This window comes from Nocardia sp. 852002-20019_SCH5090214 (genome assembly GCF_001665865.1).
GTDB lineage: Bacteria > Actinomycetota > Actinomycetes > Mycobacteriales > Mycobacteriaceae > Nocardia > Nocardia nova.
The window spans coordinates 13917-30329 of record NZ_LZMK01000211.1; the positions used below are offsets into that span (position 1 = coordinate 13917).

General features: G+C 68.2%; 14 protein-coding genes. 5 read left to right on the forward strand and 9 right to left on the reverse strand.

What is annotated here, in order from left to right; translation table 11 throughout:
* Positions 1-10: 10 nt before the first annotated feature.
* From A5780_RS16635 to A5780_RS16650, 4 genes are all read right to left on the reverse strand, one after another.
* Positions 11-1090, reverse strand: coding sequence for a 2-oxoacid:ferredoxin oxidoreductase subunit beta (locus tag A5780_RS16635; protein ID WP_064906036.1), 1080 nt, complete (start codon positions 1088-1090; stop codon positions 11-13).
* Positions 1087-3039 (reverse strand): 2-oxoacid:acceptor oxidoreductase subunit alpha, encoded by a 1953-nt coding sequence (locus A5780_RS16640; protein ID WP_064906034.1) that lies wholly within the window; start codon positions 3037-3039, stop codon positions 1087-1089. The genes A5780_RS16635 and A5780_RS16640 overlap by 4 nt, the downstream gene beginning before the upstream one ends.
* 171 nt (positions 3040-3210) lie before the next feature.
* Positions 3211-4254 carry an Rv2578c family radical SAM protein gene (locus A5780_RS16645; protein WP_063018873.1) on the reverse strand — a complete coding sequence of 348 codons (1044 nt, stop codon included), beginning with the start codon at positions 4252-4254 and terminating at the stop codon, positions 3211-3213.
* 90 nt (positions 4255-4344) lie between these two features.
* Entirely contained in the window at positions 4345-5337 is a 993-nt protein-coding gene (locus A5780_RS16650; protein ID WP_064908893.1) for an NAD-dependent epimerase/dehydratase family protein, read from the reverse strand.
* 175 nt (positions 5338-5512) lie between these two features.
* Between A5780_RS16650 and A5780_RS16655 the strand changes: the two genes are divergently transcribed.
* The 3 genes from A5780_RS16655 (at position 5513) to A5780_RS16665 (ending at position 8591) form a co-directional block, all read left to right on the forward strand.
* Positions 5513-5836: a type VII secretion target gene (locus tag A5780_RS16655; protein WP_030513950.1), complete on the forward strand. Its 324-nt coding sequence runs from the start codon at positions 5513-5515 to the stop codon at positions 5834-5836.
* Positions 5837-5839: 3 nt separating this feature from the next.
* Positions 5840-7513 (forward strand): hypothetical protein, encoded by a 1674-nt coding sequence (locus A5780_RS42790; protein ID WP_104365099.1) that lies wholly within the window; start codon positions 5840-5842, stop codon positions 7511-7513.
* A gap of 208 nt (positions 7514-7721) precedes the next feature.
* On the forward strand, positions 7722-8591 hold the full coding sequence (locus A5780_RS16665) for a TIGR03619 family F420-dependent LLM class oxidoreductase (protein ID WP_063014369.1): 870 nt from the start codon (positions 7722-7724) through the stop codon (positions 8589-8591).
* Between the two features lie 25 nt (positions 8592-8616).
* Here the strand turns inward: A5780_RS16665 and A5780_RS16670 are convergent, their stop codons facing one another.
* The 3 genes from A5780_RS16670 to hisS all read right to left on the reverse strand — a co-directional run bounded on the left by A5780_RS16670 (position 8617) and on the right by hisS (position 12276).
* Positions 8617-9624: a malate dehydrogenase gene (locus A5780_RS16670; RefSeq protein WP_063019259.1), complete on the reverse strand. Its 1008-nt coding sequence runs from the start codon at positions 9622-9624 to the stop codon at positions 8617-8619.
* 703 nt (positions 9625-10327) lie between these two features.
* On the reverse strand, positions 10328-10984 hold the full coding sequence (locus A5780_RS16680) for a hypothetical protein (RefSeq protein WP_063019261.1): 657 nt from the start codon (positions 10982-10984) through the stop codon (positions 10328-10330).
* Between the two features lie 14 nt (positions 10985-10998).
* Positions 10999-12276, reverse strand: coding sequence for a histidine--tRNA ligase (gene hisS / locus A5780_RS16685; RefSeq protein ID WP_064902610.1), 1278 nt, complete (start codon positions 12274-12276; stop codon positions 10999-11001).
* A 165-nt stretch (positions 12277-12441) separates the two neighbouring features.
* On the opposite strand from hisS, the gene A5780_RS16690 reads away from it, so the two are divergent.
* Complete coding sequence (locus tag A5780_RS16690) at positions 12442-13308, forward strand: peptidylprolyl isomerase (protein ID WP_030513943.1); 867 nt, start codon at positions 12442-12444, stop codon at positions 13306-13308.
* A 198-nt stretch (positions 13309-13506) separates the two neighbouring features.
* The gene (locus A5780_RS16695; protein ID WP_063019267.1) at positions 13507-14079 is read left to right on the forward strand and encodes a hypothetical protein; all 573 of its coding nucleotides are present in this window, start codon (positions 13507-13509) and stop codon (positions 14077-14079) included.
* A gap of 91 nt (positions 14080-14170) precedes the next feature.
* On the opposite strand, the gene A5780_RS16700 is transcribed toward A5780_RS16695, so the two are convergent.
* Both A5780_RS16700 and A5780_RS16705 read right to left on the reverse strand, forming a co-directional pair.
* Positions 14171-14557 carry a DUF4913 domain-containing protein gene (locus A5780_RS16700; RefSeq protein WP_227463134.1) on the reverse strand — a complete coding sequence of 129 codons (387 nt, stop codon included), beginning with the start codon at positions 14555-14557 and terminating at the stop codon, positions 14171-14173.
* Positions 14554-16389, reverse strand: a complete 1836-nt coding sequence (locus A5780_RS16705; RefSeq protein ID WP_063019269.1) for a type IV secretory system conjugative DNA transfer family protein — start codon at positions 16387-16389, stop codon at positions 14554-14556. The genes A5780_RS16700 and A5780_RS16705 overlap by 4 nt, the downstream gene beginning before the upstream one ends.
* Between the last annotated feature and the right edge of the window lie 24 nt (positions 16390-16413).

Here is a 16413-nt window from a genome sequence, read left to right on the forward strand (position 1 = left end):
CCCGGCCGGCTCAGCCGACCGTCCAGGTTTCCCTGCCGTTCAACAGGTCCTGAAGCGACTGCGGCCCAACCGGTTTGCGCTCGACGGCCATCGCGGTTTGCGCACGGACCCCGTCGTCGTAGGTGGGGCGGGTGACGTCGCGGAAGATGCCGATCGGAACGTGAGTCAGGTCCTGGGAGGTCAACCGCGAGAGCGCATAGGCGTATTCGGATCGTTCGCAGTGGGCGTCGTGCACCACGATCTCCCTCTCGGCGACCTCCGCGGTCGCGACGACCTCGAGCCCGAAACCGTTGCGTACCACCGCGAATTCACCGTCGGCGCCGAACCGGATCGGTTCCCCGTGCCGCAAGCGGATGAGGTGCGATTCGGCGTTGTCGCGGCGCAGCGCGTCGAAGGAGCCGTCGTTGAAGATCGGGCAATCCTGGAGGATCTCCACGAACGAGGTCCCGCGGTGTTCGGCCGCGGCGCGCAGCACCTCGGTGAGGCCGGCGCGATCGGAGTCGAGGGCGCGCGCGGCGAAACTCGCCTCCGCTCCCAGCGCCACCGACAATGTGTTGAACGGATGGTCGATCGAACCGAGCGGCGTCGACTTGGTCACCTTCCCCAATTCGGAGGTCGGTGAGTACTGCCCCTTGGTCAGGCCGTAGATCCGGTTGTTGAACAGCAGGATTGTCATGTTCACGTTGCGGCGCAGCGCGTGGATCAGGTGATTGCCGCCGATCGAGAGGGCGTCGCCGTCGCCGGTGACCACCCAGACCGACAGATCCGGCCTGGTCACCGCGAGTCCGGTGGCGATGGCCGGGGCGCGACCGTGGATGGAGTGGATGCCGTAGGCGTCCAGGTAGTACGGGAATCGGCTGGAACATCCGATTCCCGAGACGAACATCAGGTTTTCCCGCCGCAGACCCAGCTCTGCGAGGAAGCCGCGGACGGTCGCGAGAATGACGTAGTCACCGCATCCCGGGCACCAGCGCACCTCCTGATCGGACGTGAAGTCCTTGACCTTCTGCGGCCCCTCGGCGCCGGGTACTCCGGACACGCCGGTCAGGCCGAGATCGGCGCCGATGAGCGAGGTGTCGAGGATGGTCATCGGTATCCCCCTGTCGTGCGGTAGGTCGCCCGGGCCCGGGCATCGAAGGCCTTGTTCTGTTCCAGCTCGCCGATGGATCCGTCCAGTGCCGCGTCGATGACGCCGACCAGCTCCTGGGCGGAGAAGGCGGTCCCGGCCACCTTCGTCCACGGCTGCACGTCGACCAGGTATTTGCCGCGCAGCAGCAGCGCGAGCTGGCCGCCGTTCATCTCCGGCGCCACCACCCGGCGATAGCGCCGCAACACGTCGCCGGTATTGGCGGGGAGCGGATTGAGGTGCCGCAGATGTGCTTGCGCGACCGGCACGCCGCGGCGGCGCGCCCGCCGGCACGCCTCACCGATCGGGCCGTAGGAACTGCCCCAGCCGATCAGCAGCAATTCGGCGGTGCCGTCGGGGTCGTCGACCTCGAGATCGGGCACCGCGATGCCGTCGATCTTCGCCTGACGCAGGCGAACCATCAGTTCGTGGTTGGCCGGATCGTAGGAGATGTTGCCACTGCCGTCCGCCTTCTCCAGCCCGCCGATCCGGTGGGCCAGGCCGCCGGTGCCGGGCCTGGCCAGCGGCCTGGCGAGGGTTTCCGGGTCGCGCGCGTAGGGCTGGAACGGTGCCCCGGCCGCGGCGCCGTCGTCCACCGGTGGCTCGAATGCCGGGTCGATCGGCTCGAGGTCGGACACCCGCGGAATCGACCAGGGTTCGGATCCGTTGGCGATGGCGCCGTCGGACAGCAGCAGCACCGGAGTGCGATAGGTGAGCGCGATCCGCGCCGCGTCCACCGCGGCGGCGAAACAGTCCGCCGGTGAGCGGGGAGCCACGACGGCGACGGGCGATTCGCCGTTGCGCCCGTACAGCGCCTGCAGCAGATCGGCTTGTTCGGTCTTGGTGGGCAGACCGGTCGAGGGCCCGCCGCGCTGGACGTCGATGATCACCAGCGGCAGTTCCGTCATCACCGCCAGCCCGATGGTCTCGCTCTTGAGCGCCAGCCCGGGACCCGAGGTGCTGGTCACGCCGAGTGCGCCGCCGATCGAAGCTCCCAGTGCCGCACCGATTCCCGCGATCTCGTCCTCGGCCTGGAAGGTGGTCACGCCGAAGTTCTTGTGCTTGCTCAGCTCGTGCAGGATGTCGGAGGCCGGCGTGATCGGATAGGTGCCCAGGAATACCGGCAGCCCGGACAGCTGCCCGGCCGCGATCACGCCGTAGGCCAGGGCGGTATTGCCCGTGACCTGCCGGTAGGTGCCCGGCGGCAACGCGGCGGGCGCGACTTCGTATGTGGTGGCGAAGGTTTCGGTCGTTTCGCCGTAGTTCCAGCCGGCCCGGAACGCCAATACGTTCGCCTCGCCGATTTCCGGCGTGGCGGCGAACTTCTCGCGCATGAAGGCCTCGGTACCGCCGAGCGGCCGGCCGTACATCCACGACAGCAGCCCCAGGGCGAACATGTTCTTCGCGCGCTGGCCGTCCTTCTTGCCGACTCCGGCCGGTTCGGTGGCGGCCAGTGTCAGCGACGTCATCGGCACCCGGTGCACCACGAAGTCACCGAGGCTGTCGTCGGTCAGCGGATCTCGCTCGTAGCCGACCTTCGCGAGGGTGCGTTTGGTGAACTCGTCGGTATTGACGATGACCGTCGCGCCCCGTGCGAGATCGTCGACGTTCGCCTTCAGCGCGGCCGGGTTCATGGCGACCAGTACGTCGGGCTGATCGCCCGCGGTGAGAATGTCGTAGTCGGCGATCTGGATCTGGAACGACGACACCCCGGGGAGCGTGCCCTGGGGTGCTCGGATCTCGGCCGGAAAGTTCGGCTGGGTGGCGAGGTCGTTGCCGAAGGCGGCCGCCTCGTGGGTGAATCGGTCTCCGGTCAGCTGCATACCGTCGCCGGAATCACCGGCGAAGCGGATGACGACCTTCTCCAATTTTTCGCTGCCGGTGGGGCCGTCAACGCCCTGATTCGACACCATGCGCCTGCATCACTTCCTCGTAGGGATGAGGTACCACACGCCAAGTTACTCCGCGGCTCGCCGGAGAATCCGTGGAACGAACAACCCGGCGAGCATGCGGTACAACGAATTTCGGCCGCACGCGGCCGGGCCCCCAGGGGCCGGTGGGTCCGCCGGTATCCGGCGGAGCGATCAACCGAACAACGCCAACTGCGGGTCGGACCGTACTGCCTGTATGTCATCGCCCGGCTCGGAGGGGCCCGCGGCCCGGCCCCGTGCCGGTCGTTCCCGGTGCCGGTCGAGCCGATACCGGGTGAGCAGCGGGTCCACCCGCTGCCGTAACCACGCAGAATACTCCGGTGTGACGTACGCCCCACGACCGTACAACTGCCGGTATCGCCGCAGGAGCGCCGGGTGATGTTCGGCCAGCCACTGCAGGAACCAGCCCCGGGTACTGCCGCGCAGATGCATGGGCAGCACGGTGGCCCGCGCCCCGCCGGACGCCGCGATCGCGCCGAGCAACCGGTCCAGGTGGGCGACGTCGTCGGTGAGGTACGGAATGACGGGAGCCACCATCACGTTCACGTCGAATCCGGCCTCGGCCAGCGCGCGCACCAGTTCCAACCGCGCCCGCGGGCCGGGCGTACCCGGCTCGACCGCGCGGTGCAGTTCTTCATCGACCGTCGCGATCGACACCGCCAGACTCACCGGGACCACCTGGGCCGATTGCACGAGCAGCGGCAGGTCCCGCCGCAACAACGTGCCCTTGGTGAGAATCGAGAACGGCGTACCCGCGTCGGTGAGGGCGGCGATGATCCCCGGCATCAAGCGATAGCGCCCCTCGGCCCGTTGATAGGGATCGGTATTGGTGCCCAGCGCGACCGGCTCGCGCCGCCACGAGCGACGGCGCAGTTCCTGGCGCAGCACCGCGGCCACATTCGTCTTGACCACGATCTGGGTGTCGAAATCACGGCCGGCGTCCAGGTCCAGATATTCGTGGGTGGGCCGGGCGAAGCAGTATCTGCAAGCGTGTGAACAGCCGCGCATCGGATTGATCGTCCATTCGAACGGCACCGCCGAACGCTGCGGCACCTTGTTCAGCGCGCTCTTGCACAGCACCTCGTGAAAGGTGACGCCCTCGAATTCCGGCGTCTGCACGCTGCGGACGAAACCGGCACGCTCCAGCCCTGGAAGCGCGCCGTCGTCGGCTGCCGGGTTCTGGTTCTGCCATCGCACCCATCAAGTCGAACACCCGTTCGATACGATGTCAAGGACCGCGCCGCGGACGCACCCCGCGCACGCCGCGGCGCCGGCCCCGCAACGATCTCAGGCCATACTGCTCGCGACCGTGCGCACGGACTCACCCTTATAGAAAGCCACCAGGTCACGCACGGTTTCCTCGGTCGGCCGGGGCAGGTATCCGAGTTCGGTCCGCGCCTTGGTTCCGTCGATCACGGGTGCCGACAGCAATGCGCCCATCGCCGCCCGCGACACCCGATCGCTGCCCAGCATCTTCCCGATCGGTTCCAGCACGGGCAGCGCACCGGAGATCACCTTGGCCGGGATGGCGAAGCGCGGACCCCGCTTTCCGTTGACCTGGGCGGCGAGCTGGGTGACCTCGAGCATCGTCACCATCGCGCCCGAGAGCAGATAGTTCTCGCCGGTACGCCCGCGCTCGCCCGCGAGAATCAGGCCGGTGGCGACGTCACGCACGTCGACCAGATCGAATCCGCCGCCGATCATCACCGGCACCCGGCCGCGCGCGGCGTCCCACAGCGTCGTGTTGATCCTGGAGTCGGAGTGGTCGACCGGGCCGTAGACACCGGTCGGATTGCAGATCACGGCGTCGAGCCCCCGGTCGACGACCGCGCGCAATTCGACCTCGCCCTGGAATTTCGAGCGGTCGTAGACCGGCAACCCCGGATCGACCGAGCGCGGCGCATTCTCGTCGATGCGGCCGCCGCAGGTGTACTGATCGAACGCGTGGATCGAACTCGCGTGCACCATGCGCCGGGCGCCGACGGCGAGTGCCGCTTCGGCCACCACCCGCACTCCCTCGGTGTTCACCCGCCAGGCCAGATCGTTGCGATGCGCGAGGGTGATCACGGCGACGAGATGGTAGACCACCTCGGCCCCGGCCAGTGCCGAACGCATCGACACCGGGTCCAGCACGTCGCCACTCACCCAGGTCACACTCGGATCCGTTGCGCCGGAGGGCCTTACCCGGTCGATGGCGGTCACCTCGTGACCGCGCTCCACCAACTGGTGGAGCAGATTCGTGCCAAGGAAGCCGGCTGCGCCGGTGACTGCGACCTTCATGCGACGAGAATATAGAACCCGTTCTAATTTGCAACATGTTCTAGTTTGTCGGACTCGAATCGCGTCGGCCGGGTCGGTTATATTGAGCCCAGCCCAGCCTCCGGTCGACGCCCGGTCGCGAGGCTTGTTCGACGTTGACGACTCAGTTGACCAACGATGATTGGGGGGCAGTTCGATGAGCGATCTCACCGCCGACCAGAGCGCGATCAGCGCGTTCGGGGCGACACATCAGAGCATCGGAACCGAAATCGCGGGAGCGGCCGATATGGACACCGCGACGCATGTAGCCGCGATGACGCCCGTTTTCGGGCTCATCGGCGCCGACTATCTGGCGATGTTCGCCGCCGCGCAGGTACTGCATTGCAGCGATGTCAACGACCTGTCGGCCAAATGTAATCACTTGGGGCAGTCCGCATTCGGCACCGTTGCGATCCTCGGCGACAACGACGGAGCCGCCGCCGGCGCCCTGGGCGCCATCGGCAACGCGATCGGAGGCTGATCGGTGCACACCATCGGTTCCGGAACCGACTCCGGCGTCATCGCCGCCCCGGCCGCACCCGCCGCCGACACCTCACCGATCGCGCCCGCCGCACCGGTATCCACCCCGGATCCCGTGCTGGCCTCGGCCGCACAGCAGGGCCCGATCACCGATATCCCGCTGCCGCAGCTGCCGCCGGATACGCCGCCCGCATCGGCGCCGGCCTTCACCACCGCACGGAAAGAGTTCGAGGACAACGGTTCCCACGGAGTCGGCGCTCCGCACCTGCCCGGCGGAGGTTCCGGCACCCCCGATGCCGGCGACGCCCATACCGGTGTGCTGGGCGACGCCGCGTCGCCGCTGCTCGGCGCGGGCCACGAGGCGCTGCATCAGGCCGCCGGAGCGCTCGGCGCAGTGCCCGGCGCGCAGCACGTGCTCGAGGGGGCCCAGGCCGCGCTGAACCAGGCGCCGGCCGCACTCGACGGTGCCGCCGGCGCGGTCCAGCAGGCCGGCGCCCCGGTCGCCGCGGCATTGCCGGCGAATCTGCCGCCGATGCCCGCCGATCCGGTGGCCGCGCTGATGAACGGTATGGCCCTGCCCGCGCTGCCGGGTATCGACGTGCTGTTCAAACCGTTCCTCGACCTGCTGTCGAGTTTCGGCACCGGTGTGATGGGGGCCCTGAATCCGGCCGATCTGCTCAGCCAGTCCTCGCAGGTCATCCAGAGCGCCATGCAGATCGGCATGGGCGCGATGAAGTCGGTCGAGCAGGTCTGGCAGGGCCAGTCGGCCGGTAGCGCCCAGGCGGCGGGCCAACAGGTCCAGGCGCACGGTGAGGACGCCAGCCAGCGCGGCTTCGACATCTCGAAACTCACCGACGAGGCAGCGGCGGTGGTGCAGCGCGGCAACGTCCAGCTCACTCAGGTCGCCCAGTCGTTCGCGACTCAGGCCACCGCGCTCGCGCCGGTTGCCCTGACTCCGCCCGGTCAGGCCACGCTGATCGCCACGGCCACCGAATATCTCGGCCAGGCGGTCACGATCGTCAACGCCACCCGCGGCGAATTGGGCGGCTACACCGGCCAATTGGCGAATGTGGTCAACCAGCTCGCCGGCCAGTACGCGCCGCAGGCGGCCGATGCCGCCCAGGCGGTCGCGCAGAACGTCGGGCAGCCGATCGTGGAGCAGGCCCAGAATCTGCTGTCGGGCGGCGGCGCGGACACCCAGGCCGCCGGTCTCGGTGACCTGACCGGTTCCGGCCTGCCCGGGGCTTCGACGCATGCCAGCGCCTTCGGCGGTAACGGCGCGCACCCGGGTTCGATGAGCGGCAGTGGTGCCGGCGGCGGGCTGAGCGGCCTCATGGGCGGGCTCGGCGGCACCGCGTCCGGTGGCGGCGCAGCGGCCAAACCGGGCCTGGGCTCCTCGGTTCCGGGCGCCCGGCCGGGAATCCCCGGGATGCCGTTCGGTCCGGGCATGCCCGGAATGCCCGGCCAGGGCACGCCCGGTTCGGGTTTCATGGGCGGCGGCACACCGGCCGCCGGGCAGCGCAACTCCGACGACGAGCGCGGCCGCACGGTGCAGAACTACCAGAGCCTCACCGGCAACACCGACCTCACCGGCCCGCTGGGAGAGACCGCGCCCGAGGTCATCGGCCAGACCCATTCCGACGAGCTCATCAGCGATTACGAGAACGACCAGCTCTGATCGCCGCGGCGCGTCGGCCGAATCATGACCCGGAATGGCCCGGACCGTACGGTCCGGGCCATTCGTCGTCGGGAGCCGTACTTAGAACAGGTTCATTAGCCCGATCAGTGGCCGAACTCGGGACAACGCACTGCCTATCCCACTAGGATCGCCAGCACAACTAGAATCTGTTCTAGTTTCATATCGGCAACACCCGAGAGGACCACCGATGCGTTTCACCTACGCGGAGGCGATGACCGATCCGGCGCACTACGTACCGCTGGCACAGGCCGCCGAGGCGGCCGGATTCCACAGTATGACCATCGCCGACAGCGTCGCCTATCCCGCGGAGTCGGATTCGACCTACCCGTACACCCCGGACGGCAACCGGGAATTCCTCGACGGCAAACCGTTCATCGAGGCGTTCATCCTCTCCGCCGCGCTGGCGGCGGTGACCACCACGCTGCGGTTCACCCCCTTCGTGGTGAAACTGCCGATCCGCCCGCCGGTGCTGGTGGCCAAACAGGCCGCCTCGCTCGCCTACCTCAGCGGCAACCGCTTCTCGCTCGGGGTCGGCATCAGCCCGTGGCCCGAGGACTTCCAGATCATGGGGGTGCCGTTCGAGCGGCGCGGCAAGCGCATGGACGAATGCATCGAAATCGTGCGCGGCCTCTCGCGGGGCGAGTACTTCGAATACCACGGCGAGTTCTACGACATCCCGAAGATCAAGATCACCCCGGGTGCCACCGAACCGCTGCCGATCCTGGTCGGCGGCCACAGCGATGCCGCGTTGCGGCGCGCCGTGCGCCTGTGCGACGGCTGGATGCATGCCGGTGGCGATCCGGAGGATCTCGACCGCATGCTCGCCCGGCTGAACGAATTGCGTTCCGAGCGTGACGCGTCCACGCCGTTCGAGATTCATGCGGCCTCGCTGGACGCCTACACCACCGACGGCATCAAGCGGCTCGAGGACAAGGGCGTCACCGACGTGATCGTCGGCTTCCGCTACCCCTACGTCGCCGGCGACGACACCGAGCCGCTCGCGGACAAGATCGCACATCTGGAGAAGTACGCGGAGAAGGTCATCGCCAAGGTGTGATCGGCGGCGCGAGCGGTCGATCGGCTCAGCCGCGCTTGGCGAAGCCGAGATCGATCACCGCCTCGCGCTCGGCCGCCAGCTCGGCAACGCTGAGATCGATACGCTCGCGCGAGAATTCGTCGATCTCCAGATCCGGCACGATCGAGTACTCGCCGCCGGCGCACGTCACGGGGAACGAACTGATGAGCCCCTCCGGCACCCCGTAGGAGCCGTCGGAGGGCACCGCCATCGACACCCAGTCACCGGCCGGCGTGCCCAGCACCCAATCGTGAATGTGGTCGATGGCCGCACTCGCCGCACTGGCCGCCGAGGACGCCCCGCGCGCGGCGATGATCGCCGTACCGCGCTGCTGGACGGTGGGAATGAAGCTCTCGCGCACCCAGGCCGGATCATCGACCACGCGATCGGCGGGCTGGCCGCCGATCAGTGTGTGGCTGATATCCGGATACTGCGTCGCGGAGTGGTTGCCCCACACCGTCATTCGCGTGATCGAGGCGGCCGGGGCGCCACTGCGCGCGGCGAGCTGGGCGATGGCCCGGTTGTGGTCGAGCCGGGTCAACGCGGTGAAGCGCGCGGCCGGGACGTCGGGTGCGTTGCTCATCGCGATGAAGGCGTTGGTGTTGGCCGGATTTCCGACCACCAGCACCTTCACGTCGCCGGCCGCGCTGGCATTGATCGCCGCGCCCTGATCGGTGAAGATCGGCCCGTTGGCCGCCAGCAGATCCGAACGCTCCATCCCCGCGGTGCGCGGGCGGGCGCCGACCAGAACGGCGACCGAGGCGCCGTCGAATCCCACCCACGGATCGTCGCTGATATCGATCGAATCGAGCAGCGGGAAGGCACCGTCCTCGAGCTCCATCGCCACGCCCTCGACGGCGCCGACCGCCGCCGGAATCTCGAGCAACCGCAGCCGCACCGGCGTCTGCGGGCCGAGCATGGCGCCGGAGGCGATGCGGAACAGCAACCCGTAGGCGATCTGACCGGCGGCTCCGGTGACGGTGACGGTCACGGGCGTGCGGGTGGCATTGCTCACGACAACTCCTTGTTCACGAGAACTCGACGGTCGGCTTCGATCTTCACCCTAACGACCCTCACCGGCCGAAAGCCGGCACCGTGAGCAACCAGACAGCGCTAGCGCATCGGTACCGTCCCGCAACCGATTTCGATGATCCGCCCGGGGTCTCGCCCGCCACTCACAGCACGGAGAAGGGGCGCCGCCCCTCCGGCGGCACCCCTTCTCGCGGTAGCTCAGATGCAGAATACGACACTGCCCAAGGGGACGCAGATCGCGACGGAACCGTCGATGTCGCTCGCCGTCGGAGAGGTGCCCGATGGGGTCGCGGCAGACGCGGCGGGGGCGACGACAGCACCGAGGGCCACTGCAATGGCGGCAACCGCGGCTGCTTTGCGGAATTTGATGGTATGCATGGCGAACCCTTCGTTCGAACTCTTCCGATCCTGAAAGACTTGCGACTCTCAGTGTTCGCTGCGCGCATCAGTATTTCCAGACATGAAAGAGTCAAACCCCGGACTTGCCGGATACCGGTGTGGTCACAGCCCCGGTCAGGAGCTGCGAATCACAATCGGCGGAGTAAGCCGAGAGGTTGCCCACCGGGGCAAATGCTGATTCGCCCTGTGCTGCTCCCGATCGGAACCCAGTTATCGAACCGTGACGGCATATCGTTCGCGCGGCGCTCCGAGCCGACGAATTATGTCCGTTTCATACCGATCGCCGCTCAGGAAGCGATATCTCGGCTCAGTGTGGCGATGTCACTGTCGCTCAGCCGCACCGGCTGCACGATATCGCGCGCCCGCACCAGCTGCACCGCCCGATACAGCGGCCGCTCCTCCAGTCCGGCGTCCCGAGCCTCGGCCCGCAACTGTCCGACCAGCAATCCGGACAGCGCCAGCGCGGCGGCCAACTCGGTGGAGGAAAGCGCGTCGGCGAGCTTCCGCAATCCCAGGATGTGCAGTTCACGTCCGCTGCCGGCGTCGGTGTACATGGCCAGCGGCACGGTCTGGGTCCGGCCACCCGCGGTGATCCGCAGCGCTATCCGGCTCAGCCGTCCCGGATACACGAGCACCTCGACACCCGTCGCCGCGGCGACGTCGAGCCGCCGTCGCCCCACCAGCGTCCGAGCCTCGATCACGGTGCCCGACAACCACATTCGCCGTCGCCGCACCGCCAGCGCGTAGATCGCCGTCGGCGCGCCGAGCACCGCGCCGACCACGACACCGGCCGGCCAGCTCACGACCAGCCCGACCACCACGCCGACGACGACACCCGCACCGATGGCACCCAGCGCCAGCCGCCGCAGCATCGGCGCGTACAGCTCCGGTGCGATGAGGTCGAGGCCGACCGGCTGCTGCGCCGCGGAATTCGCGTCGTTCACTAGGCCGCGCCGTACTACCGCTGCGCGCCCAGCGCCGCCGACACCTGCGCCACCACCTCGGCGAGCGGGATCTGGCGCTGCTCACCGGAGCCGAGATCCTTCAAGCCCACCTGTTCGTCGGCCAGGTCCCGGTCGCCGAGGACCAGCGCGAACGCCGCACCGGACCGGTCGGCGGCCTTCATCGCGCCCTTCACGCCACGCCCGCCATAGGCCAGGTCGACCCGGATCCCGGCCGCGCGCAGGTCGGCCGCGAGCACCACCAGCCGGGCCATCGCCGCCTCCCCGAGCGGCACCCCGAACACATCGACCCGCGCGGGTTCGCCCGCGGCCTTACCCTCGGCCTGCAACGCCAGCATGGTGCGGTCGACACCGAGTCCGAACCCGATCCCGGACAGCGGCTGGCCGCCCAGTTCCGCCATCAGCCCGTCGTAGCGCCCACCGCCGCCGATACCCGACTGCGCGCCCAGGCCGTCGTGCACGAATTCGAACGTGGTTTTGGTGTAGTAGTCCAGGCCGCGCACCATGCGGGGGTTGACCACATACGGCACGCCGAGCGCGTCCAGGTGGCCCAGCACCTGCTCGAAGTGCGCCTTCGCCGAGTCGGAGAGGTGGTCGAGCATCAGCGGCGCCTCGCCGGTGAGGGCGCGGACCTCCTTGCGCTTGTCGTCGAGCACCCGCAGCGGGTTGATCTCGGCGCGGCGGCGGGTCTCCTCGTCCAGCGGCAGGGCGAACAGGAACTCCTGGAGAAGTTCGCGATACTGCGGCCGGCAGGTCTCGTCGCCGAGCGAGGTGATCTCGAGCCGGAAGCCCTCGAGCCCCAGCGACCGGAAGCCCGCGTCGGCGATGGCGATCACCTCGGCGTCCAGCGCCGGATCGTCGACGCCGATCGCTTCCACGCCCACCTGCTGCAACTGCCGGTAACGTCCGGCCTGGGGCCGCTCGTAGCGGAAGAACGGGCCGGAATAGCACAGCTTGACCGGCAGCTGACCGCGGTCGAGGCCGTGTTCGATCACCGCCCGCATGACCCCGGCCGTACCCTCCGGCCGCAGGGTCACACTGCGTTCACCGCGGTCGGCGAAGGTGTACATCTCCTTGGTGACCACATCGGTCGATTCGCCCACACCGCGCGCGAACAGCGCGGTGTCCTCGAAGATCGGCAACTCCACATGTCCGTATCCGGCCAGTCGCGCGGCGTGCACGAGCCCGTCCCGTACGGCGACGAACTCCGCCGAGGTGGGCGGCACATAATCCGGAATCCCTTTCGGGGCGGTGAAGCTGCTGGTCTTGGTCACAATGGTCCAGTTTCCCCCACCCGGACGCGGCAAGTCCAACCGGTTCACCCAGCACGAGGCCGAGCAGCGCGATTGTACGGAACGATCCGGGGAAGTTAGGGGTCGTCTCAGGAAGTGATGGCACACTCTTATGCCGATACGCAACCGACACGGGAGGACCGGGTAGTGCCGACCAACGAACAGCGACGAGCGGCGGCCAAGCGCAAGCTGGAACGCCGACTGGAGCGACAGGCGCAGCGTGCGCGCAAGCGTAAGCAGCTGGCGATCGCCGGATCGGCGCTCGGTGTGGTCGTGGTCGTCGCGGCCGGCGTCGGGATCTACTACCTGACCCGCGGCGACGACACCGCGAACGCCGCGGCCAAGACCCCCGACGCCTCGCTCTCGTCCACCCCGCAGGCCGCTCCCCCGCCGGAGGCCAAGCCCAAGACCGCGACGGTGAGCTGCGCCTACACCGATGCCGGCCAGGCCGCCAAACCGGTGCACAAGCCCGAGCAGGCGGAGGTCTCGACCGCGGACTCGCCGAAGGTCGCCGTCGACACCAACCGGGGGCCGATCGGCATTTCGCTCAACGCCGGTGAATCGCCCTGCACGGTCAACAGTTTCGTCAGCCTGGTGCAGCAGAAGTTCTACGACGGCACCCCCTGCCACCGCCTGACCACCGGCGAGGGACTGAAGGTGCTGCAGTGCGGTGATCCGAGCGGTCAGGGCAACGGTGGGCCGGGTTATGCCTTCCCCAACGAGTACCCGACCGACCAATTCGCGCCCGGCGACCCCAACGCCCAGCGGGTTCCGGTGCAGTACAAGCGTGGTGTGGTGGCGATGGCCAACAGCGGCCCCGACACCAACGGCAGCCAGTTCTTCCTCGTCTACGGCGATTCCCAGCTGCCGCCGCAGTACACCATCTTCGGCACCGTCGACGAGGCCGGGCTGAAGACCCTCGACGCCATCGCCAAGGACGGCGTCGAGGACCCGTCGACCGGCGACGGCGCGCCGAAGCAGCCGGTCACGGTGAAGACGATGCAGCTGAGCTGATCCCCGGCGCGGGCCCGGATCCGCCTGCGATGGACCGGATCCGGGGTTAGGCTGCCCTGCTCCGCGCTGGTAACCTCATAGAACGGACAGCGCTGAAGGTGGGGCGCCGCCACCACGGATCGACCGTTCGTGTGGCGGAGTCCGATACGAAGCACCACAATCGTCCACAGAGACAACTGCAGCATCGGGGAGCAGGCAATGGCCGAGGAACTCGACGACATCGGCCGCGAGACAGCGGCTTTGATGAGGCAAATGTTGCAGCTTGCGACACTGGTCGCACTGCGCACCCGCGAACGTGGTCAGCGAGAAGCCGAAGCGCGCGTGAAGGTCACCCAGGAGCGGGTCAAGGAGACCCGGGAGCGATTGCTGCGCGAGGCTCGCGAAGCCAAGGCGAAGGATCCGCGCAACCTGGAATTGGCCCGGATGCTCGAGCGGCCCGCCCTGGAACGCGGTATCTCGCTGGAGAAGGACCGCCTGGAACATTCCCGGGTGGCGCGCGGCGCCCGCACCGCCGAGCGGCAGAAGGCGCGTGAACGCGAACTGACCCGCTACGACTCCCCCGAGCGGCGCCAGGCCTTGGCCGCCCATCTGTCCCGCGTCGGGGTGGCGCCGGAATTGGCGGCCGTGCGCATGCTCATGGACGTCAGTCAGGCGCAGCCGCCGCAGGCCGCGGTCCGCACCCGGCCGGAGGAACCGCCGCGGGTCACCCGCGCGCGTGAACACGACGAGCGGATGCGCGAACGCGAACGCGGCCGCGATCGTTCTCGCTGACGAACCCGCTCACGACTGTGCCGCCGACCCGGAACGGGTGGCGGCACAGTCGTTTTCGGCGACGGTCGTTCTCGCGGAGACGGGTCGCGGATCAGCCCTTGTTCGGGTCGGCCTTGCTGGGTTCGCCGAACATGCCCTGCTGCGGCGGGGTGAGCGGGAGGGGGCTGAGCATATCCTTGTGGCCGTTGCGGACACTGCAGTATTTGAACGGCCCGCGCGGATCGAACAACCGCCCCATATGCGGGTCCGCGTGGTCGAGGAACCACACACTCATCCCCGTCTGCGGATCCTGGCGCAGGTACTCCCATGCGCGCCAGAGTGCTTCGAGGCGCATGGCCGCCTCGGCGTGCTTCCACCACTCGGGGCACCACACCGTATCGGTGAGGTCGGTGACCTGACGCCGGTAGACGAGGCTGAGGTAGTTCTCCACGAACTCGACCACGTTCGAGTAGATCATGTCCTGGGGCTGGTCGTTCACAGCGGGCGAACCTCCTCGGGCTGTCCGTAGGTCTCGGGCGGCTCACCGGGCATCGATCCGCCGTCGAGGACGGTCCGCTCACCCACGAGGTCGCTCATCGTGGTGCGACGCTGCGGATCATGCTGTTCGATCGACTTGCGCACCTCGGCAGCGTACTCCCCTTCCCACCACGGCACGGTCCGGACGAGCACCGCGGGCGCACCCGAGGAGAACACCACGGCCCGCCCGCGCGGCAGGGTTGCCAGCGCGTTCGCGTTGAGGGTCCGCGAGGAGCCCAGCGAACGCGAATAACTCTTGCCGCCTTTGGATTCCGAGACCGACGACGAGATGGAGTCGTAGTCGCCGATCGCCTCCGAACGGGCCGCCAGGAATGCCATATCGTCGACGCCGGGGCCGAGGACCTTGATATTGGCCGCCGCCCACAGCGCCTCCATACCGGCCTGACCCCAGCACCGCACGCCCTGCGCCCACGACTGCAGGACGGTCATCACGACGATGCCGCGAGATCCGAAGTGGCTGTACTGCTTCGGCAGATCCTTCCAGCGCACGATGTTGGCCGCCTCGTCGAGCACCGCGAGCAGCGGAATGGAGAGCCGGCCCATGTGTTCATGGGTCGCCTTACGCATCGCGACGTCGACGACCGCTTCGGTGAGGGCACTGACCAGCGGGCCGGCCGAACCGCGGCCCTCCAGCGACAGGCAGTACAGGGTTCCGTTGCGGTTCAGGAAGTCCCATTCATCGAACGCGTAGCGATCGGTGCCCGGCGTGACCCATTGGTGCACATTCGACAACTTCAGGCAGCGGACCATCTTCTTCGCCGTACCGAAGATGCTGTCACGGACCCGTTCGGAGGCGTTGTACTGCTGTGCCAGACCCGAGGCCACGTAATGGTGCCCGGCGGCGCGCAACAACTGGACGGATTCGGTGTCGCTCGGATCCGTCACCCAGTCCCATACCTGGGTGATCGACCGGTTGGCTACGGCGGCAGCGAGGAACATACCCGCCAGCAGATCTTCGGCCTCCGGGTCGAAGAAGCTGTCGGGGGTACCTTCGCCACCGTCGTCGGCGTCGGCGAAGTGACCTGCGAGTCGTGCCGCTCGCATCTCACATCCTTCGTGCCGGGCGTCCACCCAGCCCAGCGGATCCCAATACCAGAGGGCGTGCTCTTCACCCGCGACGCCCTGTGGGTCGAAGACGAACGTGCGAGAACCCTTGCTCTCCCGCACATCTCGGGTCGCGTCGACCACATCGCGCTTGTTGGAGGTGACGAGGACCGGGCCGATCGCCGACAGGATCGCCGGAATCACCCGCGCGGAGGTCTTACCCTGGCGGGGGCCCCAGATGTCGAGATGCAAATCCTCGTACGAACCGAACAGCATCACACCATCGATCACCCCGACACCGATCGGCACGCCGGGCGAATCCTCGTAGCCGAGCCGCACGCCCAACTGCCGGGCCTTGTCCCGCACCCCGGCCTCGGTGAGTGCCGCGATCGCCCCGCCGCTCCCCATGTACTGGGCCTTGTCGTCAACCGGCAGTTTTCCGCGGCTGCGGCGCTTCTTCATCTCCCGCCGCATGAACACGATGCCGACGACGACGAGCACGACGAGCAGCACGATCACCGTGGAGGCGGTCGGCCACGTCAGTTGTCCCCGCGCGATCTTCGCGATGCAGGCGATCGGATTGATCGGCACGTCCTGGGGCACCGTCGACAGCTTGTTGCCCAGATGCAGTGCGCCCCAAAGGGTGCCGACCACCGCGAAACCGATGTAGATCAGATACAGCGCGAGGTCCGGTCCCGGATCGGCCGGGTCCTTCACCTTCTTCGCCATCTCGCCTCCTGGAATGACCGAGTA

What these genes read in the sequence shown, in the direction of transcription:
- A5780_RS16635 (WP_064906036.1), bottom strand. Translation starts at nt 1,090, where the DNA reads ATGACCATCCTCGACACCTCGCTCATCGGCGCCGATCTCGGCCTGACC.
- A5780_RS16705 (WP_063019269.1), bottom strand. Translation starts at nt 16,389, where the DNA reads ATGGCGAAGAAGGTGAAGGACCCGGCCGATCCGGGACCGGACCTCGCG.
- A5780_RS16650 (WP_064908893.1), bottom strand. Translation starts at nt 5,337, where the DNA reads ATGAAGGTCGCAGTCACCGGCGCAGCCGGCTTCCTTGGCACGAATCTG.
- A5780_RS16695 (WP_063019267.1), top strand. Translation starts at nt 13,507, where the DNA reads ATGGCCGAGGAACTCGACGACATCGGCCGCGAGACAGCGGCTTTGATG.
- A5780_RS16640 (WP_064906034.1), bottom strand. Translation starts at nt 3,039, where the DNA reads ATGGTGTCGAATCAGGGCGTTGACGGCCCCACCGGCAGCGAAAAATTG.
- A5780_RS16665 (WP_063014369.1), top strand. Translation starts at nt 7,722, where the DNA reads ATGCGTTTCACCTACGCGGAGGCGATGACCGATCCGGCGCACTACGTA.
- A5780_RS16655 (WP_030513950.1), top strand. Translation starts at nt 5,513, where the DNA reads ATGAGCGATCTCACCGCCGACCAGAGCGCGATCAGCGCGTTCGGGGCG.